The sequence below is a fragment of the Mesorhizobium sp. M0870 genome (assembly GCF_040319775.1).
Lineage (GTDB): Bacteria > Pseudomonadota > Alphaproteobacteria > Rhizobiales > Rhizobiaceae > Mesorhizobium.
Map to the genome: position 1 here is coordinate 107,710 of NZ_JAMYOI010000014.1, position 26,332 is coordinate 134,041.

At 62.1% G+C, this 26,332-nt stretch carries 20 protein-coding genes and 1 tRNA gene; 12 read left to right on the top strand and 9 right to left on the bottom strand.

The genetic code is table 11. From position 1 onward, the window contains the following. Positions 1 to 107: 107 nt before the first annotated feature. The 9 genes from NKH97_RS18550 (at position 108) to phnN (ending at position 10,016) form a co-directional block, all read left to right on the top strand. Positions 108 to 953, top strand: a complete 846-nt coding sequence (locus NKH97_RS18550) for a MurR/RpiR family transcriptional regulator (RefSeq protein ID WP_164779972.1) — start codon at positions 108 to 110, stop codon at positions 951 to 953. Between the two features lie 140 nt (positions 954 to 1,093). Next, positions 1,094 to 3,028, top strand: coding sequence for a bifunctional 5-dehydro-2-deoxygluconokinase/5-dehydro-2-deoxyphosphogluconate aldolase (locus NKH97_RS18555; RefSeq protein ID WP_352798346.1), 1,935 nt, complete (start codon positions 1,094 to 1,096; stop codon positions 3,026 to 3,028). Positions 3,029 to 3,062: 34 nt separating this feature from the next. Further along, positions 3,063 to 4,913 carry a 3D-(3,5/4)-trihydroxycyclohexane-1,2-dione acylhydrolase (decyclizing) gene (gene iolD / locus NKH97_RS18560; RefSeq protein ID WP_352798348.1) on the top strand — a complete coding sequence of 617 codons (1,851 nt, stop codon included), beginning with the start codon at positions 3,063 to 3,065 and terminating at the stop codon, positions 4,911 to 4,913. A 127-nt stretch (positions 4,914 to 5,040) separates the two neighbouring features. After that, positions 5,041 to 5,958, top strand: coding sequence for a myo-inosose-2 dehydratase (gene iolE / locus NKH97_RS18565; RefSeq protein WP_063169768.1), 918 nt, complete (start codon positions 5,041 to 5,043; stop codon positions 5,956 to 5,958). Positions 5,959 to 6,016: 58 nt separating this feature from the next. Further along, positions 6,017 to 6,229, top strand: coding sequence for a DUF3329 domain-containing protein (locus NKH97_RS18570; RefSeq protein WP_352798351.1), 213 nt, complete (start codon positions 6,017 to 6,019; stop codon positions 6,227 to 6,229). A 334-nt stretch (positions 6,230 to 6,563) separates the two neighbouring features. Then, entirely contained in the window at positions 6,564 to 7,376 is an 813-nt protein-coding gene (gene iolB, locus NKH97_RS18575) for a 5-deoxy-glucuronate isomerase (RefSeq protein ID WP_352798352.1), read from the top strand. Positions 7,377 to 7,529: 153 nt separating this feature from the next. After that, positions 7,530 to 8,237: a DUF1045 domain-containing protein gene (locus NKH97_RS18580; RefSeq protein ID WP_128305891.1), complete on the top strand. Its 708-nt coding sequence runs from the start codon at positions 7,530 to 7,532 to the stop codon at positions 8,235 to 8,237. A 13-nt stretch (positions 8,238 to 8,250) separates the two neighbouring features. After that, positions 8,251 to 9,390: an alpha-D-ribose 1-methylphosphonate 5-triphosphate diphosphatase gene (locus NKH97_RS18585; RefSeq protein WP_023810670.1), complete on the top strand. Its 1,140-nt coding sequence runs from the start codon at positions 8,251 to 8,253 to the stop codon at positions 9,388 to 9,390. Next, positions 9,387 to 10,016: a phosphonate metabolism protein/1,5-bisphosphokinase (PRPP-forming) PhnN gene (phnN, locus tag NKH97_RS18590; RefSeq protein WP_023810671.1), complete on the top strand. Its 630-nt coding sequence runs from the start codon at positions 9,387 to 9,389 to the stop codon at positions 10,014 to 10,016. Before NKH97_RS18585 ends, phnN begins: the two co-directional genes overlap by 4 nt. Before the next feature lies 1 nt (position 10,017). Here phnN and NKH97_RS18595 read toward each other — a convergent pair whose 3' ends face one another. The 4 genes from NKH97_RS18595 to NKH97_RS18610 all read right to left on the bottom strand — a co-directional run bounded on the left by NKH97_RS18595 (position 10,018) and on the right by NKH97_RS18610 (position 14,724). Further along, positions 10,018 to 10,917, bottom strand: a complete 900-nt coding sequence (locus NKH97_RS18595; RefSeq protein ID WP_031213037.1) for an aldose 1-epimerase — start codon at positions 10,915 to 10,917, stop codon at positions 10,018 to 10,020. A 136-nt stretch (positions 10,918 to 11,053) separates the two neighbouring features. Then, positions 11,054 to 12,049 carry an ABC transporter permease gene (locus tag NKH97_RS18600; protein ID WP_352798356.1) on the bottom strand — a complete coding sequence of 332 codons (996 nt, stop codon included), beginning with the start codon at positions 12,047 to 12,049 and terminating at the stop codon, positions 11,054 to 11,056. 61 nt (positions 12,050 to 12,110) lie between these two features. Beyond that, positions 12,111 to 13,649 carry a sugar ABC transporter ATP-binding protein gene (locus NKH97_RS18605; protein WP_352773893.1) on the bottom strand — a complete coding sequence of 513 codons (1,539 nt, stop codon included), beginning with the start codon at positions 13,647 to 13,649 and terminating at the stop codon, positions 12,111 to 12,113. Positions 13,650 to 13,761: 112 nt separating this feature from the next. Beyond that, positions 13,762 to 14,724, bottom strand: coding sequence for a sugar-binding protein (locus NKH97_RS18610; RefSeq protein ID WP_352798358.1), 963 nt, complete (start codon positions 14,722 to 14,724; stop codon positions 13,762 to 13,764). 556 nt (positions 14,725 to 15,280) lie between these two features. On the opposite strand from NKH97_RS18610, the gene NKH97_RS18615 reads away from it, so the two are divergent. Beyond that, positions 15,281 to 16,399: a LacI family DNA-binding transcriptional regulator gene (locus NKH97_RS18615; protein ID WP_352798360.1), complete on the top strand. Its 1,119-nt coding sequence runs from the start codon at positions 15,281 to 15,283 to the stop codon at positions 16,397 to 16,399. A 77-nt stretch (positions 16,400 to 16,476) separates the two neighbouring features. Here NKH97_RS18615 and NKH97_RS18620 read toward each other — a convergent pair whose 3' ends face one another. From NKH97_RS18620 to NKH97_RS18640, 5 genes are all read right to left on the bottom strand, one after another. After that, the gene (locus NKH97_RS18620; protein ID WP_352798362.1) at positions 16,477 to 17,295 is read right to left on the bottom strand and encodes a DNA adenine methylase; all 819 of its coding nucleotides are present in this window, start codon (positions 17,293 to 17,295) and stop codon (positions 16,477 to 16,479) included. A 42-nt stretch (positions 17,296 to 17,337) separates the two neighbouring features. After that, positions 17,338 to 19,740: a DGQHR domain-containing protein gene (locus NKH97_RS18625; RefSeq protein ID WP_352798364.1), complete on the bottom strand. Its 2,403-nt coding sequence runs from the start codon at positions 19,738 to 19,740 to the stop codon at positions 17,338 to 17,340. A gap of 203 nt (positions 19,741 to 19,943) precedes the next feature. Further along, positions 19,944 to 20,020 (bottom strand) — tRNA-Arg (locus NKH97_RS18630). Between the two features lie 228 nt (positions 20,021 to 20,248). Further along, complete coding sequence (locus tag NKH97_RS18635) at positions 20,249 to 21,169, bottom strand: DUF1003 domain-containing protein (protein WP_352798366.1); 921 nt, start codon at positions 21,167 to 21,169, stop codon at positions 20,249 to 20,251. 634 nt (positions 21,170 to 21,803) lie between these two features. Continuing rightward, positions 21,804 to 22,685 (bottom strand): D-alanyl-D-alanine carboxypeptidase family protein, encoded by an 882-nt coding sequence (locus NKH97_RS18640; protein ID WP_352798368.1) that lies wholly within the window; start codon positions 22,683 to 22,685, stop codon positions 21,804 to 21,806. A 405-nt stretch (positions 22,686 to 23,090) separates the two neighbouring features. Between NKH97_RS18640 and NKH97_RS18645 the strand changes: the two genes are divergently transcribed. Together NKH97_RS18645 and NKH97_RS18650 are read left to right on the top strand one after the other, a co-directional pair. Continuing rightward, positions 23,091 to 24,863: a methyl-accepting chemotaxis protein gene (locus tag NKH97_RS18645; RefSeq protein WP_352776434.1), complete on the top strand. Its 1,773-nt coding sequence runs from the start codon at positions 23,091 to 23,093 to the stop codon at positions 24,861 to 24,863. A 345-nt stretch (positions 24,864 to 25,208) separates the two neighbouring features. After that, complete coding sequence (locus tag NKH97_RS18650) at positions 25,209 to 26,309, top strand: hypothetical protein (RefSeq protein WP_352798370.1); 1,101 nt, start codon at positions 25,209 to 25,211, stop codon at positions 26,307 to 26,309. Positions 26,310 to 26,332: the final 23 nt, after the last annotated feature.

The window sequence follows — 26,332 nt, forward strand, 5'->3', positions numbered from 1 at the left end:
TTCATCCGAAATGGAATGTCTGCCTCATTTTTTATGGCGTTCTTGCGCAGGCTCGCTATGATGATGCAGAGAGGGACGCTTCACGCATGAGCTTGGACACAGCGACGATGGACGAACGGGTACCTCGCGATTTCGAGACGCTGCGCACCACCATCCTGGAGCGGCGCGAAAGCCTGCCGAAGCGCATCGCCCAGATCGCTGCCCATGCGCTCGACAATCCCGACGATATCGCTTTCGGCACCGCCGCCAGCATCGCCGCTTCGGCCGGCGTGCAGCCTTCAACCCTGATCCGATTTGCCCAGCAGCTTGGCTTCGACGGTTTCACCAGCCTGCAGCAGGTGTTTCGCGAACGGCTGCGCGAGCGCAACTCCTCCTATGACGAAAGGCTGCAGGCGTTGCGCATCAAGGCTGAGGGCGGCGCCGGCCATCGGTCGATCTTCGACGGCTTCGTCGCCGCGGCCAGCACCTCGCTCAACGACATTTCGCGCACGCTGGACGATGCGCATCTGGAAGACGCTATTTCCCTGCTGGCAAAGGCGGAAACCATCTACGTGCTGGCCAAGCGCCGCTCCTATCCGGTGGCGTCCTACATCGCCTATGCGCTGGGCAAGCTGAAGATCCGCAACCAGTTGATCGAATCGGCGGCCGGGCTGAATGCCGAGATGATCGGCTTCGCGACGCCGGCGGATGCCGTCATCGCCATCTCCTTCTCGCCCTATGCGCCTGCCACCATCGAGGAGGCGCGCAGCATTTCGGAACAGGGCGTGCCGATCGTCGCCATCACCGACAGCTCGTTTTCCCCGCTCGCCCAGTTCGCCAAGGTCTGGTTCGAGGTTGCCGAGGCCGATTTCGCCGGCTTCCGCTCGCTGTCGGCGACAATGGCGCTGGCCATGGCGCTGACCGTCGGCGTCGGCGAGAAGCGACGCGACACGGGTCGGAAGCGCAAGGCCTGATACACCGCCGAAAGGTACTTTTCCCCGAAGGAACGCTCATTCCATATTGACTATGGATTGGAATTATTATTTCATATTCCCGGCGCCACGCTGCCGCTCGCGCGTGTACCCCAACACAACAAGGCCGACGGGAGGTTCCAATGAGCGAAGCCGTGGACGCTGAATACGCGCCGCTCGACGTCATCACCATCGGTCGCGCTTCCGTAGACCTTTATGGGCAGCAGATCGGCTCGCGGCTGGAGGACATCACCTCCTTCGCCAAGTCGGTCGGCGGTTGCCCGGCCAATATCTCTGTCGGCACCGCCAGGCTCGGCCTGCGCTCGGCGCTGCTCACCCGCGTCGGCGACGAGCAGATGGGCCGCTTCATCCGCGAGCAGCTGACGCGTGAAGGCGTCAATGTCGACGGCCTGAAGACCGACAAGGAGCGGCTGACCGCTTTGGTGCTGCTGTCGGTCGAGGACGAAGGCGTTTCGCCGATGATCTTCTACCGCTCCGATTGCGCCGACATGGCGCTGGCGCCGGAAGACATCGACGAGGCCTTCATCGCCTCGGCGCGCTCGATCGTCGTCACCGGCACGCATTTTTCCAGGCCCAACAGCGATGCCGCGCAGCGCAAGGCGATCCGCATCATGAAGGCCAAGGGCGGCAAGGTGGTGTTCGACATCGACTACCGGCCGAACCTGTGGGGCCTTGCCGGCCATGCCGAAGGGTTCGAGCGCTATGTGAAATCGGACCGGGTCTCGGCACAGTTGAAGACGGTGCTGCCCGACTGCGACCTCATCGTCGGTACCGAGGAAGAGATCATGATCGCGTCGGGCGCCGACGATTGCCTGAGCGCCTTGAAGACGATCCGCTCGCTGTCGTCCGCCACTATCGTCCTGAAGCGCGGCGCCATGGGCTGCATCGTCTATGACGGACCGATCAGCGACGATCTCGAGGACGGTGTCGTCGGCAAGGGATTTCCGATCGAGATATACAATGTGCTCGGCGCCGGCGACGCCTTCATGTCCGGTTTCCTGCGCGGCTGGCTGGGTGGCGAAGATCATGCGACAGCGGCGACCTGGGCCAACGCCTGCGGCGCCTTCGCCGTGTCGCGGCTGCTCTGCGCGCCGGAATATCCGACCTTCGAAGAACTGCGGTTCTTCCTCAAACACGGCAGCAAGCATCTGGCGTTGCGCAAGGACGAGGCGATCAACCACATCCATTGGGCGACGACGCGACGGCGTGACGTCGCCTCGCTGATGGCGCTCGCCTGCGACCATCGCATCCAGCTAGAGGATGTGGCGGCGAAGGCCGGTGCCGATCCGGCGCGGATCGAAGAATTCAAGGTGCTGGCGGTCAAGGCCGCGGCGAAGGTCGCCGCCGGCCGCGACGGCTACGGTATGCTAATCGACGAGAAACACGGCCGCAAGGCGATGTTCGAATTCGCTAGGCATTCCTTCGCCTGGCTCGGGCGGCCGGTGGAGTTGCCGGGTTCGCGGCCGCTGCGCTTCGAATTCTCGCAGGACATCGGCTCGCAGCTCACCGAGTGGCCGGTCGACCATTGCATCAAATGCCTGTGCTTCTATCACCCCGACGATCCGGCGGCGCTGAAGGACGAACAGCAGCAGAAACTGCGCGCCCTGTTCGAAGGCGCGCGGAAGGTCGGTAGGGAACTTCTCATCGAGATCATTGCCGGCAAACATGGCAAGCTCGACGACACGACGATCCCGCGCGCGTTGGAGGAACTCTATGCGCTCGGCATCAAGCCGGACTGGTGGAAGCTCGAGCCGCAGGCGTCGAGCGGCGCCTGGGCGAAGATCGAGGCCGTGATCCTGAAGCACGACCCCTGGTGCCGCGGCGTCGTACTGCTTGGCCTGGAAGCGCCGCAGGACGAGCTGGAAGCGGCCTTCGCCGCCACCGCCAAGGCACCCATCGTCAAGGGCTTTGCCGTCGGCCGCACCATCTTCGTCCATGCGGCCGAACAATGGCTGGCCGGCAAGATGTCGGATGACGAGGCGATCGCCGACATGGCGTCACGCTTCGAACAGTTGACGGATGCGTGGCTTGCCGCGCGCGGCCGCAAGGCGGCATAAGAAGGCGCGGAATAGGACTGCGGAGGAAAACACCATGAGCAAGACGATCCGCCTGACAATGGCGCAGGCGCTGACCCGCTTCCTGTCGCGCCAGATGACCGAGATCGACGGTAGCAAAGTCCCCATCTTCGGCGGCGTATGGGCGATCTTCGGCCACGGCAATGTCGCCGGCATCGGCGAGGCGCTCTATCAGCTGCGCGACGAATTGCCGACCTTCCGCGCCCACAATGAACAGGCGATGGCGCATGCCGCGATTGCCTACGCCAAGGCCAATTTCCGCCGCCGCTTCATGGCCGCGACCTCTTCGATCGGCCCCGGCGCGCTCAACATGGTGACGGCGGCGGCGCTCGCCCATGTAAACAGGTTGCCCGTCCTGTTTTTGCCGGGCGACGTCTTCGCCAACCGCATCCCCGACCCGGTGCTGCAGCAGGCCGAGGATTTCTCCGACGGCACAGCGACGGTCAACGACTGCTTCCGTCCGGTTTCGCGCTATTTCGACCGCATCACCCGGCCGGAGCAGATCATTCCTGCGCTCAGCCGCGCCATGCAAGTGCTGACCGATCCGGCCGAATGTGGGCCGGTGACGCTGTCGCTGTGCCAGGACGTCCAGGCCGAGGCCTATGATTATCCCGAGAGTTTCTTTTCCGAGCGGGTCTGGCACCAGCGCCGGCCGCGCCCGGACCGCCATGAGCTTGCCGCTGCAGTCGCCGCGCTAAAGGGCGCAAAAAAGCCGCTGGTGATCGCCGGCGGCGGTGTCCTCTATTCGCAGGCGTCGGACGAACTGGCGAAATTCGCCGAGAGCGCCGGCATCCCGGTCTGCGAGACGCAAGGCGGCAAATCCTCGCTGCCGGACGACCATCCGCTCAACATGGCGGCGGTCGGCGTCACCGGCACTTCTGCCGCCAACCGGCTGGCTGAGGAAGCCGATGTCGTGCTGGCCATCGGCACGCGCCTTCAGGATTTCACCACCGGCTCGTGGGCGCTGTTCAAGAATTCCGGCAAGACCATCATCGGGCTCAACGTGCAGCCCTTCGACGCCGGCAAGCACCGCGCGCTGCCATTGGTGGCCGATGCGGCCGAGGGCCTGGCCGAACTCAGTGCTGCGCTGAACGGCTGGAAGGCACCTTCCACCTGGACCGACAATGCGGCCACCGGCAAGAAGGCCTGGCAGGCCGAGGCGGCCAAGGTGACGGCGTCGACCAATGCCGCCTACCCGTCCGACGCGCAGGTGATCGGCGCCGTGCAGCGCGCCATGGGCTCCGGTGTGACGCTGCTGAATGCCTCCGGCGGCCTGCCGGGCGAATTGCACAAACTTTGGCAGGCGGGCGCGCCCGGATCGTATCATGGCGAATATGGCTTCTCGACCATGGGCTACGAGATTGCCGGCGGGCTCGGAGCCAAGATGGCGAAGCCGGGCGAGGAGATCGTCGTCATGATCGGCGACGGCTCCTACCTGATGATGAATTCGGAGATCGCCACCTCGGTGATGCTCGGCCTCAAGCTCACCATCGTGCTGCTCGACAACCGCGGCTATGGCTGCATCAACCGGCTGCAGATGGCGACCGGCGGCGCGAACTTCAACAATCTGCTGAAGGACTCGCGCCACGAGGTTCTGCCCGACATCGACTTTGCCGCGCATGCGGCGAGCATGGGGGCCATCGCCGAGAAAGTGCCGTCGATCGCCGGGCTGGAAAACGCGCTGGCACAAGCCAAGAAGAATCCGCGCACCACGGTGCTCATCATCGACACCGACCCGCTGGTTTCCACGGATGCCGGCGGCCACTGGTGGGATGTGGCGGTGCCGGAAGTGTCTGTGCGGCCGCAGGTCAACGCGGCGCGCAAGGCGTATGACGAGAAGCGCAAGATGCAGACCGTCGGCGATTGATAAGGCGCTGCCACCCCTACCTCCCCCACCCCGCTGCTTCGCAGCGACTTGCCGGGGCGAGCAACGGTCTCGCCCGTCCTTCGGACCCCCACAAGGGGGTGAATACGAACTGAACTGGAGTGACGACTTGAAAGCCAAACTGGGCATGTCCCCCATTGCGTGGTGGAACGACGATCTTGCGGAACTCAGCGATGATGTGTCGCTGGAAGAATGTCTGCGCCAGTCGCGCTCGGCCGGCTTCACCGGCATGGAGATGGGCCGGCGTTTTCCCAATGATCCCGAAATCATGCTGCCGATCCTGAAGGCAGCCGACGTCACGCTGTGCGGCGGCTGGTTCTCCGGCACGCTGGTCGATGGGGAGATGGCCGACAACAAGGATCGCATCCAGCCGATGATCGACCTGTTCAAGGCGGTGAACGCGCCTTGCATCGTCTATGGCGAGGTCGGCCGCTCGATCCAGGGCGACCGCTCGAAGCCGCTCGCCACCAAACCTAAGCTGTCGGATGACGAGATGAAGGCCTACGCCAAGCGCCTGACCGAATTTGGCGAATGGTGCGCCGAACAAGGCATGCCGCTGTCCTATCATCACCACATGGCGGCGGTGGTCGAGACCGAGCCGGAACTCGATGCCTTCATGCGCTATTCCGGAGCCGGCATTCCGCTGCTGCTCGATGCCGGACATCTGGCATTCGCCGGCGGCGACGTGCTGCGTGCCATCGACAACCATCATACCCGGATCAGCCATGTGCACGTGAAGGACGTTCGCATGGGGGTGATCGAAAAGCTCGATCGCACCAAACAATCCTTCCTCGACGCGGTGGCGCTCGGCGCCTTCACCGTGCCGGGCGACGGTTCGCTGGATTTCGGCGCCATCGTGCAGCGCTTCGCCGACCATGGCTATGAGGGCTGGTTCGTCGTCGAGGCCGAGCAGGACCCGAAGAAGAACCCGCCACTCAGGATGGCGCAGGTTGGCTACAAGGAATTGATGCGCGTCATGACCGCCGCCGGCTATACGGTCGAGACGCAAGGCTTTCCAAATGTCTAGTTTCCCAATGGCTGGTGCGACGGGTTCCCGGCGAGGCCGATTGCTGTAGATTGGCCCGATGAAAGATTCCGAACACCCCTTCTTCCGGCCTTTGTGGCGGCGTGCCGCCATCGTCGCGGTCTGCGTCATCTGGTCGATCATAGAGTTCGCCACCGGCACGCCGTTCTGGGGCATGATCGCGCTCGGCTTCGCCGGCTACGCCGTCTGGCAGTTTTTCTATCTCTACAAGCCGGCCGACGAGGCGAAGGCCGAGGCCGAACCGAAGGAGTGACTGATCGCATGCGTTGGCGATTGGCTTGCAGTGCTTCTAACTTCGTCATCCTAGGGCGGAGCAAGGAGCGCAGCGACGCGGCGCAGACCCTAGGATCCATGCCATGACTTTGAAGCTGGTGTGACGGTGCAGATTCCGCTCCGCTGTGCCCTTCGGCCGAGGCAACGGCATGGATCCTAGGGTCTCCGCGACGGAGCTTCGCTCCTGCTTCGCCCTAGGATGACGAAGTTGGAAGGGCGCCGGCCAATTTCCGAACGTTTGCGATGGTCCTTTCAAACAAACGACTTGGCTTTACAGGCCTGCAACCGTCAGGCCACTGGAATAGGAGACAAAAATGTCGAAGCTGCTCGTCAAAGCCGACAAAGGCCTTGGCCGCGTCGCCCATGTGACGCCGAAAAGCGCCGGCTGGACCTATGTCGGTTTCGATCTGCATCGGCTGAAGCCTGGCGAAAGCGCCTCGGGAAGGACCGAGGATCGTGAAGTCTGCCTGGTGTTCGTCACCGGCAGGGGCAAGGCGTCAGCCGGCGGCAAGGAGCTCGGCCTGCTCGGCGAGCGCATGTCGCCCTTCGAGGGCAAGCCGTGGTCGGTGTATGTGCCTGAGGCTTCGGACTGGTCGATGACGGCGGATACCGAGCTGGAACTTGCCGTCTGCTCGGCGCCGGGCCTTGGCGGCGGCCTGCCGGTGCGGGTGATCGCACCGGACGATCTCGGCCAGGATGTGCGCGGCAAGGGCACCAACACGCGCTATGTCACCAACATCCTGCCGGAGGGAAAGCCGGCCGATTCGCTGCTGGTGGTCGAGGTCATCACGCCCGGCGGGCATACGTCGAGCTATCCGCCGCACAAGCACGACCAGGACAATCTGCCCGCCGAATCCTATCTCGAGGAAACCTACTATCACCGTCTCAACCCGCCGCAGGGTTTTGCCTTCCAGCGCGTCTATACCGATGCCGACAAGAACGGCCATCGCGCGCTCGATGAAGCAATGGCGATCGAGGATGGCGATGTCGTGCTGGTGCCCCGGGGCTATCACCCCTGCGCCGCCTGCCACGGCTACGACCTCTATTATCTTAACGTCATGGCCGGACCGAAGCGGACGTGGAAATTCCACAATGCGCCTGAGCATGAATGGCTGATGAAGGCCTGACTGGTCGCTGCGTGAGCACTCGCTCCCTGGTCCAGCACGAAAAAATCGTCGGCTAATGACCCCGCCGCAGCGTTTTGTTACCTGAAAGCCAGCAAGGCTTCGTCAATTCGTCATGGAAATCACCTATGGCAGCGAAGCTGACAAGGACTTTCCATGCGCTACGCCCTCTATTTCACCCCCCGGCAGGACGAGCCACTGGCGCGGATCGCCGCCGACTGGCTCGGCCGCGACCCGTTTGGCGCCGCGACGAGGCCGGTCGAAGCGGTGGCAGACCTGTCGGCGGCGGAAGTCGCTTTCCACACCGCTTCGGCGCGCCGTTATGGCTTTCACGCAACGCTGAAAGCCCCCTTCCGCCTGGCTGCCAACGAGACGGAAGCCTCGCTGCGCGCCGCACTCGACCAATTCGCCGAGGCGACGCCGGCGGTGACCATCCCGCGTCTCGTCGTGAGCCAGATCGACGGCTTCTTCGCACTGGTGCCGGAAGGGCCAGTGCCTGCGCTCAACCGGTTCGCCGATGACGTGGTGCGCGATTTCGACCGGTTTCGCGCACCGCTGAGCGAGGCGGAAATCGAGCGGCGCAGCCCGGACTCGCTGAAGCCGGCCGAGTTCCGCAACCTCTGCCAATGGGGTTACCCCTATGTCTTCGAAACCTTTCGCTTCCACATGACGCTGTCCGGCCGGGCGGGGTCACAGGAAAGCCCTCGTTTGCGCGCAGCGATCGACAGCCTGTTCGCGGAAGTGCTGCAACAGAAGGTGCTGGTGGATGCGTTGACCTTGTTTGTCGAAACCGAACCGGGTGCACCGTTCATGGTGCTCTCGCATCACGCGCTCGGGCGCCGCCCGGCCAGAAAAACCGCCTGAAGGACTGCCTGAAATGACCGCCGAGACTGTTCTCCACAATGCCCGCATCGTGCTTGCCGACGAGATCGTCGAGGGTTCGCTGGTGCTGCGCGACGGCTTTATCGCCGGCATCGAATCCGGCATCGGCCGCATCGGCGAGGATATGGGCGGCGACTATATCATTCCCGGGCTGGTCGAATTGCACACCGACCATCTCGAAGGCCACTACGCGCCGCGGCCCAAGGTGCGCTGGAATCCGATCGCCGCCGTGCTCGCCCATGACGCGCAGGTGGCGACCGCCGGCATCACCACTGTGCTCGACGCCTTGCGCGTCGGCATGGACGAAGACGCCGACCTCACATCGGCCGACATCCGCAAGCTGGCCGACGCGATCGAGGACAGTGTGAAGCAGGACCGTCTGCGCGCCGACCATTTCATCCATCTGCGCTGCGAGGTTTCGGCACCGGACTGCCTCGGGGCTTTCGCCAATTTCGACGGCGACGAGCGGGTCAAGCTGGCGTCGCTGATGGACCATGCGCCAGGCCAGCGCCAGTTCGTCAATCTCGAGACCTATGCCTACTATTACCAGCGCAAGCTGCAGCTGACCGATCGCGATTTCAAGCTGTTCTGCGAAAAGCGGATGGCCGAATCGGCGCGCAATTCGGCGCCGAACCGGGCGGTGATCGCCGCCGCCTGCCAGGAGCGCGGCATCGTGCTGGCCAGTCACGACGACGCCACATCAGGCCATGTCGACGAGGCGATCGAACAGGGCGTGCGCGTCGCCGAATTCCCGACCACGGAAGAGGCCGCCAGGGCCTCGAAAGAGGCCGGGATGGGCGTGCTGATGGGCGCGCCCAACGTCATGCGCGGCGCCTCGCATTCGGGCAATGTCTCCGCCCGTACGCTGGCCGGCGACGGCCTGCTCGACATCTTGTCGTCCGACTATATTCCCTTCAGCCTGATCCAGTCGGCGTTCTTCCTCGGCGATGTCGTCGAAGGCATTTCCCTGCCGCAGGCCGTCGCCATGGTCTCGAAGAACCCGGCCGATGCGGTTGGCCTGACCGATCGCGGCGTCATCGAACAGGGCCGCCGCGCCGATCTGGTGCGCGTGCGCGTCGACGACCATGTCCCGGTGGTGCGCACCGTGTGGCGGCAGGGAAGCCGGGTCGCATGATGGTGTCGGCATCGATCGAGCGGGAATTGTCGGCCGAGACGTTTCCGATCCGCGATGGCGTTTTCGTCGCCGTCGTCGGCCCAAGCGGCGCCGGCAAGGACACGGTGATCGGCTACGCCCGCGCCCGCTTTGCCGATGAGACAAGGCTGGAGTTCGTCCGCCGCGTCATCACCAGGCCGAGCGATGTCGCCAGCGAGGACCACGACACGCTGGCCGATGCCGCCTTCGTCGAGGCCGAAGCCGATGGCGCCTTCGCCATCTCCTGGGAAGCGCACGGCTTGCGCTACGGCATCCCCGTCGATGTCGACTGGTCCGTTGCCAATGGCCGTGTCGCTGTCGCCAATGTGTCGCGCGCGATCATCCCCTCCTTGCGCGAACGCTATGCCAATCTGGCCATCGTCGAGATCACCGCCTCGCCGGAGGTTCTGGCAGAGCGGCTGGCAATGCGCGGTCGCGAGTCACGCGGCGAGGTGCTGGCGCGACTGGCGCGCAGCGCCAATGTGAGCCTGTCGGGACCTGGCGTCACCTCGATCGACAACAGCGGCCCACGCGAGGCGGCCGGCGACCGTTTCGCCGAGGTGCTGCGCAAGGCGATGGCTTTTTCCGACATGTCGGGCCTGATCTAGGCTAGCCTTCAAGCGCAAAAGGCATGAACAAGACGGTGCCGGCAGCACTTTCGCCAGGGGCCAGCACGATCACGCCTTCCTCCGGATCGTCCCACCGGCCCCGGTTGAAAGCACCGGAGGCATTCGTTTGCGGCTCGACGCAGAAATACGGTTTTGTCGGATCGGCGTAGAGCATCAGATGCTTGAAGACCGGGTCGGCCTTGATCCGCAAGCCGGCACCGCGGGTTGGAAAACGAATGATCGCCTCGCCCCTCCAGCCGCCGTAATCACTGTTGCGCCAGCCGTTTGGCAAAGGCCGGTCCTCGGCAAAGTCGAGTTCGGGCGGAAGTGTGATCGGATCACCGGAAATGCCATCCGGCTCTTCGAGGTAGAAGCGCTTCGCCTCGAATTGCAATGTCACGTCCGGATCGCGATCGAACCAGGGATGCAGGCCAAAACCGAACGGCAAGGTAACCGGTCCGGTGTTGGTGAGCGTAATGGTGACGCTCAGCCCCTCTTCGGTGACCGCGAAAGCCTGCGTCGCTCGATAGGAATAGGGCTCGGCTCCGGCGGCAATGTCCAGCGTCAGCGTCGCGTTCGCGGCTGCTGTCTCGGTGACAGTCCAGGCGTGTTGCCAGCCGCTGCCGTGCACGTTGAATTTCTCCGGCGGATTGTTGGGCAGGACCTGCCAGCGCTGCGCCCCGAAGTCGAAAGCGTTCCCAGTGATGCGATTGGCGTAGGGCGTCATTGGAAACATGGCCACGCCAAGCACATTGCCGGTATCGCGATCCCCGTCCGAAAGCCGGCGCAGGAGATCGATGCCGCGCCAGCGCAGCGCGCTCACGCTGCCGCCGATTTGCGGCGCCAGTTCGGCTTCAAGCGCCCCTGCCCTCAACATCAACAGTTCAGGTTTCGCTCTCATGGCTTGCCACTCGTCCGCCACCGACATCCGGCATGATGTGGAGACGTCCCGCAATCGCAGAAGGGCGGCAAGGCCGCAACCATTTCATTCATGCCGCCAGGCGCCGACAAACGCGCGGCGCGTCTTGGCAGGGCGATTATTCCGCGGCCGCGCCGGAAGCGCTCTTGCGCGTGGCGTCGACCATCAGCCGCCGTTCCCGGAACACGCCCCATTGCTGGTCGACCAGCACGCCGATGAGGATGACGCCGCCCATCACCGCGAAGTTGAGCGAGGACGGGATGCCGAGCAGATTGACGAGGTTCTGCAGTTCCTGCAGCAGCACCGTGCCGAGGATGACGCCGATCAGCGAGCCTTCGCCGCCGCGCAACGAGAAGCCGCCGAGCACGGCGGCGGCGATTGCGTAGAGCTCGTAAAACTGGCCGTGGCTGGCCGGTGAGATCGAGCGCGTGTACATGGCGAAATAGATCGCCGACAGCGCCGTCAGCACGCCGCAGATGACATAGGCGGCGATGACGACGCGGCCGGTGCGGATGCCGGAATATTTCGCCGCCTCCTCGTTCTTGCCGATGGCGTAGAGATAGCGGCCGAACACCGAGCGGTGCAGCACCACCCACATGACTATTGAGATGACGATCAGCGCGATGAAGCTGTTCGGCACGCCATAAGAGCGCCCGGCGGTCAGGAATTCGAGGTCGGGGAAATTCTGGCCGAACGCAAAACCCGCCGTGCCGTCGCCAGTGTAGAAGCGGGCGACGCCGCGGTAGATCAAAAGGCCGCACAGGGTGACGACGAAGGGCTGCAGCTTGAGCCTTGTGATCAGCCAGCCATGTGCCAGGCCGATGATGGCGCCAAGCACCAGGATGAGCACGAAGGCAACCGGCCATCCCATGCCACGCACGGCGATGAAGTCGACGAACAGCGTTCCGAGCAGCGCGACCACCGAGCCGACCGACAATTCGATGCCGCCGGTGATGATGACGAAGGCCTGGCCGATCGACAGGATGCCGAACAGGCCGATCAGGTTCGAGGTGTTGGCGAGGTTGATCGGAAGCAGGAAGCGCGGATTGATGATCGCAACGATCGCCCCGACCACCAGGATCAGGATCAGCAGGCCGAGATCTTTCTTGCTCATCGTCTTCTCCCCAATGCCCGCCCTGGAAGGTTCCGGACCGGAACCCGTGGCAAACAAGAAACTATTTCGGCTGCTTGCCCACCGCCAGCAGCAGCACGTTTTCCTGGCTGAACCGGTCCTTGTCGAGAATGCCGGAGATCTGGCCCTCATGCATGACGGCGATGCGATCGGACACGCCGATCACCTCTTCCATGTCCGACGAGATCATCAGCACGGCGACGCCGGCGTCGGCCAATGCGCGCATCAGCCCGTAGATTTCCGCCTTGGCGCCGATGTCGATGCCGCGCGTCGGCTCGTCGAGGATCATCACCTTGGGGTTCATGGCCAGCCATTTGCCGAGCACGACCTTCTGCTGGTTGCCGCCCGACAGCGTGCCGGTGCGCGTCTGCACCGAAGGCGCCTTGATGCCGAGATCTTTCTTTTGCTTCTCGGCGGTGGCGGTCTCGGCGCTTGAGGACACCAGGGAGCGGCGCGCATGCGCAGGCAGATTGGGCAGCGAAATGTTCTGCGCGATCGACAGGTCGAGCAGGATGCCGGTGAGCTTGCGGTCTTCCGGCACCAGGAAGATGCCATGCGCGACAGCGTCGGCCGCGGAAGCCAGCGCAAGCGGCTTGCCGTCGAGCTCGAGCGCGCCGCCGAGCTTCGAGTCAATGCCGAAGAACACCCGCGCCAGTTCGGTGCGGCCGGAGCCGACAAGGCCGGCAAGACCGAGGATTTCGCCGCGCCTGACGTCGAGATCGACCGGGCGGCCGGGATAGGCAGGCGTGCGAATGGCCTTGGCCGCAAGCGCTACGGCGCCGGGCGCACGCGCCGCCTCCGAGGCTTTCTCGCGCTCCTTCAGCATGCGGCCGATCATCAGCTTGACCATCTGGTCGTGGCCGATGTCGCTTTTCGGCAAGGTGCCGGCCAGCATGCCGTCGCGCAGCACGACGACGCGGTCGGCGACGCGCTCGACCTCGTGCAGGCGGTGCGAAATGAAGATGACGCTGATGCCGTCGGCCTTCAGCGCCTTGATGACGTCGAGCAATTTGTCGGTTTCGGCGAGCGGCAGGCTCGATGTCGGCTCGTCGAGGATGACCAGCCTTGCCTCGATCGACAGCGCCTTGGCGATCTCGACCATCTGCTGCTGGGCCAGAGACAGGGTCGCGACCGGCGTGTCGGCGGAAAAATTGGCGCCGACGCGCTTCAAAAGCGGCGCCACCATGGTGCGCAGCTTGGCGCGGTCGACGAGCCTGAGCGGCCCGGCGCGCAACGGCTCGCGGCCGAAAAAGATGTTGGCGGCGACATCGAGATTGTCGAACAGGTTGAGTTCCTGGTGGACGAAGGCGATGCCCGAACCCAGGCTGCCTTCGACGGAGAGCCTGTCATGCGCGGTGCCGTCGACGGTGATCGTGCCGCTGTCCGGCTTGGTGACGCCGCCGAGAATCTTCATCAAGGTCGATTTGCCGGCGCCGTTTTCACCGACGAGGCCGATGACCTCGCCCGGCCTGACCTCCATGGAGAAGCCGTCGAGCGCGACGACGCCCGGATAGGTCTTGCGCACGTTCTCGAGGCTGAGGAACGGCGTCGTTGCTGCGATGGATGTGTCGGAATAATTCATCATGCCTGACAGCGATTGGGCCGACTTTTTGGCAGACTGACGATCCGCGTGCGGTTCGTCAATGCGAGCAGCCGGCCCAAGCGACGTTGAGCCGGCTGAACTGCTTCAAGTCTTATTTTCCGGCCATCGCCTTCAGATTGGCGGCGTAGGCGTCGACGTCATCCTTGCCGATGATCTTGGTCGGGATGATGATGAGGTTGCCTTCCGGGATGCCCGACTTGTCGCCCTTGAGATAGGCAGCCATCAGCTTCATGCCCTGATAGGCCCATTCGAAGGGCTGCTGCACGACGGTGGCGGCAATGGTGCCTTCCTTGACGCCGCCCAGCGTGATCGGATCGTCATCGAAGCCGACGACGGTGATCGAGCCGAGCTTGCCGGCGTCGCGCAGCGCTTCATAGATGCGCGGCGTATTGTAGGAGTAGAAGCCGACCATGCAGGTGACGTCGGGGCTGGCAACCAGCGCGTCCTCGACGTTCTTCTTGGCGCGCGCCTGGTCGATGTCGTCGCCGCGCACGTCGATCAGCTCGATCTTGGTGCCGGCGAGGCCGTCCTTCATGCCCTGGATGCGCTCCTTGGCATTGTCGGCGCCGAGCAGGCCAACGAAGCCGAGGCATTTTCCGCCATCGGGCATCGCCTTCTTGGCGATTTCGGCCGCCTGCTTGCCGGCATCGACATTGGACGAGCCGATATAGGCGACGCGCTTGGTCTGCGGGGCGTCCGAGTCGGTGGTGAACAGCGCCGTTTCCGAAGCGATCTTGTTGAGGCCGTCGGTCGAGGTCTTGGGATCGACAGCCGAGACCATGATGCCCTTGACGCCGGCGGTGACCAGATCGTCCATCAGCCGCTGCTGGATGGCGACCGAGGACTGCTCGGGATATTTGAGCTCGAGCGTATAGTCGGGCAGTTCGCCCTGCGCCTTCTTGACGCCGGCTTCGGCGGCCTTCCAGAAATCGGAAGCGCCGTTGACGACGAAGGCCAGCGTCGGCTTGTCTTGGGCGCTCGCGATTGCCGTGGCCGACAGGCCAAGCAGCAGCGCGGCCGCGGCTACGGATGCAGTTCGTATCAAGGATTTCATGTTCAACCTCCCGTTTGGCTCAGTCGTTGGACCGGCCGATCTTGCACTGACCTGACTTGCCGTTTGCAGCGTGGACGCCCTCCTCCTCAAAGGGGTTCCCGCACCGAAAGAATGGCGTCGTTCCAGCCACGATCATGGACCTTAGAGACTCATCCTTCGTTCGTAAATAGTCCGATTTGTCTGACATATCACATATCCGAGACAAGGCTCGCGGAGGTAGTATCCGCTCGCCACCGGGCCATTTTCGTACTCTCCCGCCGCCCCGGACGTGACCGGCCGGACGCGACGATTGACGGTACAGCGCATTTTTGTATTAGTAAACAGTATTAGTTGCGAACCAATCCCGGCGATTTCCAGGCGTATCCAACGCCGAGCTTGGTCGCCACTGGCTCGCCGCCCAAACCTTTCGTCATTTGAGTTTTGGCTTGTATGGAGATCCATGGCGGATGGACCTTCGGCATACTAATAGTTATAAACGGCCTTGACGATATCTCTATAAATCGACGGCGTCACGCCATCTTGCCGGCCTGACCGGCCCGCCAGACTGGGATTTGCCATGAGCGAGACGACGGATCGGGCCAGCGACACGGCGAGGCGGCGCAAGGCGCCGGCCAAGGGCGCCAAGGGCCGCGTCACCATGATCGATATCGCCAGGGCGGCCGGCTGCTCGCAGGCGACCGTTTCCTTCGTGCTCAACAATTCGCCGGGGATCAAGCTGTCGCAGCAGACCCGCGAACGGGTGATCGAAGCCGCGCGGACGCTTGGCTACACCGCGCCCGCCTTCTCGGCCCTTCACCCGGCGTTGCCTGCCTTCGGGGGGCCCGCCTTCGAAGGCCTGGACGGGGTGATCGGCTTTGCCGTCGACCAGCTCGCCACCAGCCCGGAAGCCGTGGTCGCCATCGAGGGCGCGCGCCAGGCCTCGTGGAATGCCGGCAACGTGCTGCTGGTGGCGCAGACGCTGGGCGATTCCGTCATGGAGCCGCGCGCCATCGCGGCACTCACCAAGCGGGGCATTTCGGCGCTGATCTACATGACCATCTTCACCCGCGAGATCACGGCGCCCGACTATCTCTACGGCCTCGACATCCCGGTGATCCTGCTCAACTGCTATACGGCGGACTATGCCTTCCCGGCCGTGGTGCCGAGCGAGATCGCCGGCGGCCAGAGCTCGACCCGGCATCTGATCAGCCACGGCCACCGCCGCATCGCCACCATCACCGGCGAGCCGTGGATGCAGGCGGCACAGGATCGGCTGAAAGGCTACCGCCGCGCGCTCGCCACCGCCGACATCCCGTTCGATCCCGAATTGGTGGTCGAGGGCGACTGGTCGGCAAGTGCGGGCTATGCCGCGACCGTCAAGCTCTTGGCGCTCAGGGATAAGCCCACCGCCATCTTCTGCCAGAACGACCGCACCGCGATCGGCTGCTACGAAGCGCTGAAGGAAGCCGGCCTGCACATCCCGCAGGACATCTCCGTCGTCGGCTACGACGACGAGGAAATCGCCCGCCACCTCTTCCCGCCGCTGACGACCTCGATCCTGCCGCACATGGCAATGGGCCAATGGGCGATCGAGCAACTGGAGGCGCCGTCGCCGCCTGGACGAGGGCGGTATCCGATTACGAAGCTGGAGTGCCCGCTGGTGGAGCGGGAGAGTGTGCGTGGGGTGGCGGGTTAAAAAGGCGTCCAACACGACTTAGCACGATGAACATAATCTAAGCCTAACCCGACTTGCACCCGACGCAAGCTCACTTATTATTCGGCTGTGAAAATCATCAATTCCTCAACGGATGATCTGTTTGCCGCGCTGGCTGCAATCACACTAGCTCGTGCTAACTTTGTTTGCTCGCCAACGCCCGAATAGAGATCGCGTATCGACCCGTGGTTGGCGTTCAGCACCATTACTGAAGCCCCACGCCCTGCGGCGCGCACCACAGCATCCCGGAGTCGTATCTGGTCATCCCAAGAAAAAATCTTGTCATTGTATTTGATAAATCCATTGTAATTATGCTTAACCGTGTACGGAGGATCCACAAATACAAAATCACCTCTCTCCGCAGTATCAATGGTCTCTTCAAAATCAGCTACAGATAAGTCAACCGACTGCAGGCGAGCAGAGGTCTTTTCGAAATTGTCTCCCGCCATTACCACATCTGTTTTTGTTCCAATCGGCACGTTAAATTGATTACGCAGATTAACGCGGTACAACCCGTTCCAACAAGTTCTGTTCAAATAGATGAACCACGCAGCAAGCGAGATTTCTTCCGCCGGCTTGTGGGCTCTGGTGGCATAGTAATATTCTGGATTATGTTTCTCGTGGTGAATTTGCAGCAATCTAGACACATCCACATGGGCGCTGCGGATCGCGTTGTAGGTGGCAATCAGGTCGAAATTCAGGTCGCTTAGCAGAGCATTTTTCGGACTCAACGCGAAGAAAACGGCGGCTCCGCCCAGGAATGGCTCGATATAGCGCCCCTCAAATGCGGGGATAAGATGCAGGTATTTTTCACAAAACCACCTCTTGCCCCCGGCCCACTTAAGAAACGGCACCACAATTTCATTCGCTGGAGACATCTGCCTATTCCACCCTGTCGCGCCATCGGTAGGCCGACCAACCTAGTATTCGTCGACGGGAATCCCGGCGGCCTCGCAGCGCTCATAAAGGGCGCCCTTCAGCCAGGCAAGAAAATCTAAGTCGGCGTCTGATAATTGCCGATATATCGAGCTATGGGACGCGATATTGCGGATGTCATTGAAGTCCTTTATCCAATCGACGTGATATTCCTTGGATTTTGGATTAACTCCCCGAAGCGGGATATTGAAAATTGGCTTTAGGAATTCCCAGTTTCCTTTCTGTTTTATTACCGTTTCAAAATCTATGATATGGAGGTAAGCCTCTCTAGGCGCTCGCTTCTCTGGTTTGGCCTGCTGTTGCGAATTGTAGGCGGCCTGCTTAATCTTACTGTCTGCGATGCCAAGCTCCCAATATTTCTTTTCGCCGGAAGGAAGTTCGTCCTTACCGTAGATTTCCTTGAGTTTTTCGATCACGACCCCAGAAATTAACTTGGTCATATCCTCAACATCTAGTTTCGCTTGGGCTCGCCTCTCGTCGCTTGATTTTGCCTTATAGTCACGAAATTCGTCCGGTCCGAATGTTGGCGTTGCAGTCGCGATCAGATCACAAAGGTGGAAGAAATAGTCCCGAACGCCTCCTTCCCCGTATTGCTTGGCAAATCGAGCTTCGATCTCGGAGTCGTTTGCAGCCTTTAGCCAGTCGATGAGCGGCTTGCAAAAGGCGGTCACACAGACATCTATCTCGTCCAACGAAGCTAGAATGGGGTCTATCTTCCCTGCGGCGTGCTGGAATCTGAGCACTTCATTAAACAGCATAAGATGAGCGCGTATTCCCGGGTTCGTCACGACATGGGACGCGCGACCTGTCATCCATCTTTCCGGCACAGCATCTTCAATCATCCTAAAATAGCTGTTTATCGCTCGTCGCGCCCTGTCGAGAGTGGCAGAATCAGTTGCTCCTGAGAGATACCCACCAAGACGGACCTTCTTTACGACCCGGCCCAAGAGTTGGGATCGCTTCAAACCTTTTTGAATCTCGGGTACCGTGAGTACCTGTAAGTCAGATGCCGGCACACCCGGTGTCTGAAAGCGTCCGTAGAAGGGACTCGTCGCGTCTAGCGCCAGCTTCCGAATGAGAAACGATGACAGCGCAGAAAGAGCCTCGTCAGGATCGTCGCTACCCATTTGGAGATCTGCCTGCAAGGCGACCAAAAGGCTTGCGGGAACACTCTTCTGCTTGTGATTAATCGTAATAAAAAGTTCCGCCTCTTTCACTGTGGCCATTTGCTCGAAGGCAACAACGAAAAGAGGTTGCTTCAGATACTCCTCAGATAGATTTGTAAACCCCAGGAGCCGATGTTGACCATCGATCACCCAGGCGCTTTTGAATTCATTCGGAAGAACTAAATGGCCGAATTTGAGCCCGTCTATCGTATTGTCATTTTTTGCAAGAGGCTCAAAGGTACATTTCTTGGTAAAATTAATTAGAATGTTCGTCGGGAAATACCCACCATCCTTGATAAACTTACCTATACTTTGCAATCTCTTTTTATCTACCATACGCTGATAGGCAGGAGTGCCATCAGGATTATTTAAAGCATGGTGATTTACAAAAGCTATTTTCAGAAGATGGCCGGCAGGAATGGTGAATGAGTAGAAGTTCTCAGTTCCCAATCTTCCTTTGACAGCGGGGACCTTATATCCGCTTAGTGCAGGGATTTCTTGCCCCTTAAGGAACTCGGCTAAAAACTGGTATTTTCCAGCTGTTCCAACGTGCTTGACGAACGCCTCGAAGTACTGAAGTTCATTTTCAGTTATTATTCTTATTCCGTCAGCCAAAGCTCGTGTAACATCAGGCTCGGTCCATATTATGTTATCCGTAACATATATCCACAATATCTTGGGGTTATAACCGTCACCAAAATGAGCTCTGATCGCGTTGGCGATAGGCTTTTTCAAGAATGCGGTTTCATGTAAGTCCTTCTGTAGCGATTTTCTACCTCTCACCTCTTTTGATTTGCATTCGAATACAATTGCTGTCTCAGAATCTTTGGCAAAGACGTCAATCTGTTTTGTACCGGCGGACCCATCATTTCGCGAATAGGAAACTTTGAAAGCCCCTCCGCTAAGTACAGGATATCCCATATCTCTGCATAGGCACCACACGCGATCTTCTAAGCTGACAGAAACGGGTTTAGTTTTTTGAACAACAGTGACCCGCTTTTGGCGTCTGACAACTTTCCAACCTTTGGACTCTGCATCGTCGGTGTCGGCGATATGTACTGTTTTCTTGACGACCGGAGACTTGCGCGTCTTGTAGGCCTTGGAAAGAGCCCCGCCGTCTATTAGCAGTGGCTTGAGGGCAAACGAAACTGATTTAAAGTCAATTTTAGGAGCTATCGCTTCCTCGCTCTCGGTCACGGCCTCCTGAGCATCAGTCGTCATTTCTTCCTCCCCGCCTGTCGTTCTGAACAGGCTAAACAACTATTCGAATCAATTATTGGAGCGAGGTCAACCACCTGCCCAAATTGTCCCCCTTTTTGCCTCTATTTTCCTTTTTGCAATGCGCCGGATGCAAACTGATCCGACGAGACTATCGGTCGAACTCGTCAGCGTAACTCGGCTAACTGGGCGGAAGGTATGAGCGTTGGCGCACCCGACAGGATTCGAACCTGTGACCTCTGCCTTCGGAGGGCAGCGCTCTATCCAGCTGAGCTACGGGTGCTTTCCGGAATCCGGAAAACGAACCAGCCGATGAACCGGCAAGTCACGGCTTCTTAGCGGAAGCAGGCGCGGGCTTCAACGGGCAATTGGAGATTGGCTCCGCGACTTGGCTCGATACGCCCTGGCTACGGCCTATGAGGTTCGCGCCCGCCCGCCCTTCGCAGGCTCAGGGCGTTCGTCGTTCGAAAAGCCAAGCAATTGGCTTTTCGTCCGCTGCGCGGACCACTCCTCACCCCGCCCCACTCTTCACCACCCGCCGCCTGCGCACCGCGCGCTTGGGTTTCTTCGCGCCGGTCAGTTCGTGCATCGCGTCCAGCTGCATCTGCTGCATTTCGGCCAGGCGTGTCCATTGGCGCGAGATGAGGTAGTCGAGTTTTTCGTGCAAATGGCGCACTTCGAGTTCGGCCTTGAGGTTGACGCGGTAGTCGTTGAAGGAGCGCAGGCGGTCCTTAGACTCCTGCCGCCGCTGGCTCATCATGATGATCGGCGCCTGGATGGCGGCGATGCAGGAGAGCAGCAGGTTGAGCAGGATGAAGGGATAGGGATCGAAGGCGGCGCTCATGCCGGCGATCAGGTTGATGCCGATCCACACCAGCAGCACGCTGCCGAACGAGATCAGGAACCACCAGCTGCCGCCGAAGGAAGCCATATTGTCGGAGACGCGGTCGGCAAAGGTCCGGTGCTCCTCGAACTCCTCCTCCGAGTTCTCGGAAATCGTGTCTTGCCTGGCGATCGATTCGACCACCTGGCGGTCGAGCTCGGAGAATTCGCCGTGCTCCTGCTGCAGCAGCTCCTCCATGTAGCGCATGCGGTAGCGGCCGAGCTCGGCGCGGCTGATGCGGGCGCCGGCCGGCAGGTCGGGATGGTCCGAGCGGATGCGGTCGGCGAGGCTCGGGCGCAGCGTGTCGATGCGCACCAGATCGCGCTTGCGGAATTTCCGACCCGATATCGCCGACGGTTTCTTCTTCGGCTTGCCGCGTTGGGGGCCTGGAGCTGATGGTTCGGAGTCCGGCACTTCGGGCGTCTCGAAGTGCTCGTCCGACACCGGATCGGCCTCCAGCTCGCCGATGATCGGCGCTTCGAAATACTCGCCGCCACTGTCGTTCTGATTGTCGGCCGGTTGCTCGGGCGTTTTGGGGACGGTGCTCATGGTGGGCTCCTGATGCTGGGCGACGATAGACAGAGGTGGCGGCGCATAGCCAGCGCCGGGCACGGATTTCGCAGGCCGGACAAGTGGTTTTGATCGGAGAAGGCTGTGGCTGGCGGCGGCTCGCCCCCCAGGGCGGGTGGAGACGTTCGAAATTGGCCGAAGCCTCACCAACTTCGTCGTCCACAGGCGGAGCGGGAAGAACTTGTCCGATGTTAGCGCCAATCACCCCCCTCTGTCCTGCCGGACATCTCCCCCGCAAGGAGGGAGGTTGGCTGTCATCCCGGCTTTCGCCAATTTCCACCGTCACATGAGTGAGCGTAGCGCCGAAGCCGCTGATCTCCCCCCTTGCGGGGGTTGAGGAGCGGTCCGCGCAGCGGGCGGAAAGCCAATTGCTTGGCTTTCCGAGCGACGAACATCCGGCAGGACAGAGGGGGGTGCCGTCCCGCCAACGTGCACGAGGTTCTGCACGGCGGCGGGCAACAAAAAACCCGCCTTGTGGGCGGGTCACGTTTCCAGTGGGTCAATTGGCGCGACTCAGCACCATACCCAAAACAGTAGCTTAGCTGCCCTCACCGAGTCAAGAAAAAATTCCTATCCGTCGCCGGGCGCCCAGACGCGAACCGCGCCGCGGCCACTACTGCTCGGCGAACATCAGCCTGGTCTTGGCGCCGTCCATGGTCGGCGACAGGCTCCGCTGGATCAGCGCTTCGACGTGGTCGTTGCGCTGGCGGGCTGAGGCGGCGCCCATCACCACGACGATCAGATTGCGGCCGTCGGCATTGTAGGAGGTGACGATGTTGAAGCCCGAGGCCCTGATGTAGCCGGTCTTGATGCCGTCGACACCGCGCACACGGCCGAGCATGTCGTTGTGGCCGCGCACCAGCCGGCCGCGGAACATGAAGTCGCTTTCGGAGAAATAGTGGAACTGCTGGGGAAAGCGCTGGCGCAGCGCCATGCCGAGCACCGCCATGTCGCGCGCGGTCGTCATCTGGCCATCGTCGGGCAGGCCCGACGCGTTGCGGAAAATGGTGCTGGTCATGCCGAGCTGGCGGGCTTTGGATGTCATCATGGCGGCGAACTGATCTTCACTGCCGCCGAGATATTCGCCGACCGCCACCGCCACGTCATTGGCCGATTTGACGACGATGGCGCGGATCGCCGAATCGACGTCGATGCTTTCGCCGCGCCGGAAGCGCAGCTTGGTCGGCGGCTGCGAGGCGGCGTGGTCCGACACCGGGATCTGCGTCTGCTTGGTGACGCGGCCGGACTCCAGAGCATCGAACAGCAGATAGAGCGTCATCATCTTGGTCAGCGAGGCCGGATAGCGCTGCGCCGTGGAGCTGACTTCGAACAGCTGCTTGCCGGTCCTGGCGTCGACGACGATAGCGGCATATTTCTGCGCCGGCGCCGGCACGGCCAGCACGCTGTCGGGCGGCGTCGTGGCGCAGCCGGCAAGCAGCACCAGCAGGGCGAGTGCCGCAAAAACTCTCTGGATGAGCGGAAGGGTATTGGACAAGGGCTGGACTGTTCTGGGGTCGGCTGTTGCGGAGATGAGACGAAGCTAACGTAACGCAAGTGATGCGTCCATTTGGTTAATGGCCGGCAGTCCCAGGATTGTCGAGGGCATCGATCTGGTTCCTCGCCCCACGAAGTGGGGAGAGGTGGCCGCGCAGCGGACGGAGAGGGGATTTCGTCGGGCGCCATCTCCAAACGAAATGTATCGCAACCTTACCTGGCACGGCCGGCGCCGTTCCCCCGCTCCGTCTCGGCTCCGCCGAGCCACCTCTCCCCCACATTCGTGGGGCGAGGAACCCAAGCCTGCGAAGCCGCCCCGAAAACGCCGGTTTTCCCGTGTCTTTCCTTGCCAGGGCCGCGTTTCCCGTGGGAAGGGGCGTGGTATCTCAGGGCTTGGGGGCTTGGCATGACGAACATCGGGGCCGGGGGCGCTGCGCCCTCGCTTATCAGGGCATCGCTCAGCCGCACTGGCAAATGGGCAGGCAGCGTCGCCTTTATCGGGGGTGCCGTATCCGACATCCTCAATCCGCTGGCGCCGTTCGCCGCCTATATCGCGCTGATCGCCGCGGTGGCCGCAATCATCATCGCCATTGCCATCGTGCTCAGGCTGGTGCTGGCGGCCAGAGCGCTGCCGGCCTTGATCTTCGCCACAACAGCAGCGGCCGTCGCCGGCGGCGTCTACGGCCTGCAGCAGCAGACCAACGCCCAGAACGGGGTGATCGCCAGCCTGGTGCCGGCCATTGCCGGGCTGCAGCAGTCGATGGGCATCGTTACCGAAAAAGTGGCCAGGATCGAGCAGACCGTCACGCAGACGCAGAAGACGGTCGAACAGGTCAAGCAGTCGACCGACACGGTGGCCAAGAAGACCGATGAGATCGCTAACGCCCAGCAGCAGCAGACGCAGCAGACGGCGGAAGTGCAGAAGACCACCGACGAGGTGAAGAAGCAGACCGAGAAGCTGCAAGAAACGACTCAGCAGATCGCCGCCTCGATCGACACCATCGCCAGGGGCTTTGCCGCCCTTGCCGCGCAGGGTGGGGCGATCGCCGAGCCGAAGCGGCCGGACGAGTTCTACCACAATGCCCGTGTCTACGAGCTGTCCGGCGACATGCTCAATGCACGGCGCTCCTACCTCGCCTTTGCCGGCTTCGATGTCGACGCCATCGATCCCTATACGCGCTTTGCCACGCTGCTTCGGGTGCAGGACGGCAAGGCCGGCGCCCGCGAAGTGTTCGGCGCGCTTGCCGACAAGGGCAAGGCGCTGTCGATCAAGCTGGTGCATATCCAGCAGTTCGACGACGCCCAGCGCGTCGACAAGCTCAACGCCTTCATATCAGCCAATCCAGATTTCGCGCCGGCCTATTTCCTGTTGGCGCAGGAGTTTTCCGAAGACCGGCTCGGCGCCCAGACGCTGGCCGACAAGCGCAACGAGGCCAAGGCGCTGACCAAGTTCACGTCCTACGAGAAGGATGGCGGGCTGCTCACATATTTCGTCGACCAGACGCAGCTGGCCGACTGGCTGGACCGCAGCCGCAGCCGGCTGGCCGCACTCGGCGACGTGCTCGATCCCGCCCGCTTCGTGCCTTCGCTGACGCCGATGCGCTCGAACCAGGGCTGGTCGATGACCATCTCGCTGCCGGAGCCGGCGACCGCCATCTCGTGGCGCATGGGCGACAGCGGTCCGTTCACGGACACCGGTTTCCTGGCCATGAACGACCAGACCACCGGCAAGCCGATGGCCAATCCGAGCTTCGAGATGCCCGACAGCACCGTGGCCGGCATCATCGCGATCAAATATCTCGACATCAGGGGCCGCGAGACCGGCCCGTTCGACATCCGCTTCGACCCGGAGGCGGCACTCCAGCAGGGCAACAAGCAGATCCTCGACCAGTTCTGGACCTCGTGGATCGCCTTCGATGCCAGCGGCAATCACGGGCTGGTCTATTTCACCCAGATGCTGTCCTACCGCTGCGCCATCAAACAGGTGCACTACAGCCTGAACGGCGCGGCGCTCGACAAGGAGATCAAGATGCCGCGTTGCGACAAGAAGGACCCTTACGCCATCCCCTACGACTACCAGCCCTATTTCAAGGTCGCCGACAGCGTGAAATCGATGTCGGTGCAGGTCACCTACACCGACGGCACCAAGTCGCCGGTGCGGGAATACAAGCGGCAGTAGCTGCGCTCACCCTCCCCCTTGTGGGGAGGGCTATCGCACGTGGAATTCTTGAGATGTCTGCCCGGCACGGACCCCCACCCCTAACCCCTCCCCACAAGGGGGAGGGAGACTTCCGTTGGCGCCGACCCAGGCTAGTCGCCTGTCTTTTCGGCGCCAAAGAAAGAACAATTAAGGCACGCGACAGCGTTCCCTCCCCCTTGTGGGGAGGGTTAGGGTGGGGGTCCTCTTCGAAAGAATCCATATGCGATGTGGGAGGGTGAGAACTGATGCAAAATGCCTGTCGCGGTGCTTGCGCAAGTGCCGCCGAACAGGCCAGTTTGCGCCTGCAGAATCGGTGAGAGCGCGATGACCATCCAGACCATCAAGGCCCGAGGCATTTCGGTTTTGCTCGACCTCACGGTCGGCCATATCGCCGGCATGGTCGTCGAGGGTGGCGGACGGCAGTTGAAGCCGCTGCACCGCGCGCCCTGGGTTGATGCGAATGAGACGCTGCCGGACAATTTGCCGGAAGGTACGGTTCGGCTGTCCGGCGATTTTCTCTGCGCGCCGTTTTCGCGCAGCGATGTCGAGGAAGCGCCGCTGCATGGCTGGCCGGCCAACAGCGCCTGGGACATCGCCGAAAGTGCCGCGACGGATGATGGCTGGCGCGCGGTCTACCGCCTGCGGCACAAGGTGATGGGTGCCAGCGTCGACAAGATCCTGACGCTGCGCGACGGCCATCCCTTCCTCTACCAGGAGCATGCGTTTTCCGGCGGCCATGGTGCCATCTCGGTCGCGCATCACCCGATGACGGCGATGACGGGCGGCGGCAGGCTGGCCTTTTCGCCGAAGCGGTTTGCGGCGACGCTGGACGACCCGCTGGAGCCGGATCCCGCGCGCGGCCGCTTCCTGCTGGCCTATCCGGCACGATCCGCCGATCTCAGCCAATTCCCCGCCGCCGGCGGCGGTACGCTCGACCTGACGGAATACCGCATGGACGACCGCCGCGAGGATTTCCTCACGCTGGTCGAGGCGGATCATGGCGGGCCGGGCTGGACCGCGCTTGCACGAGAGGCCGAAGACGATCTGGTGCTGGTGCTGAAGAACCCGGCCGAACTGCCGATCACCATGCTGTGGCTCAGTAATGGCGGGCGCGACTACGCGCCCTGGAGCGGTCGCCACCTGGGCGTGCTCGGCATCGAGGATGGCCGCGCCGCCGTCGGCCATGCCGCCTCGATCGGCGACAACTGGCTGAAGCGCGAAGGGGTCGCGACCGCCTTTGCACTGGGCGAAGGCCAAAGCGTGTCCTTTCGCCATGTCATCGGCGCCATTCCGCTGGCCGGCGGCGAGCCGCCACAGGCGATCACGACGGCGGATGGCCGCATACGACTGGTGACGGGTGGCGCGACGCGGGAGGTTCCCTTCGACAGCGATTTCCTGCGCATTGGCCAGCCTGCGCCCGCTTGATGGGATTGCGCGGCCGCAGGGTT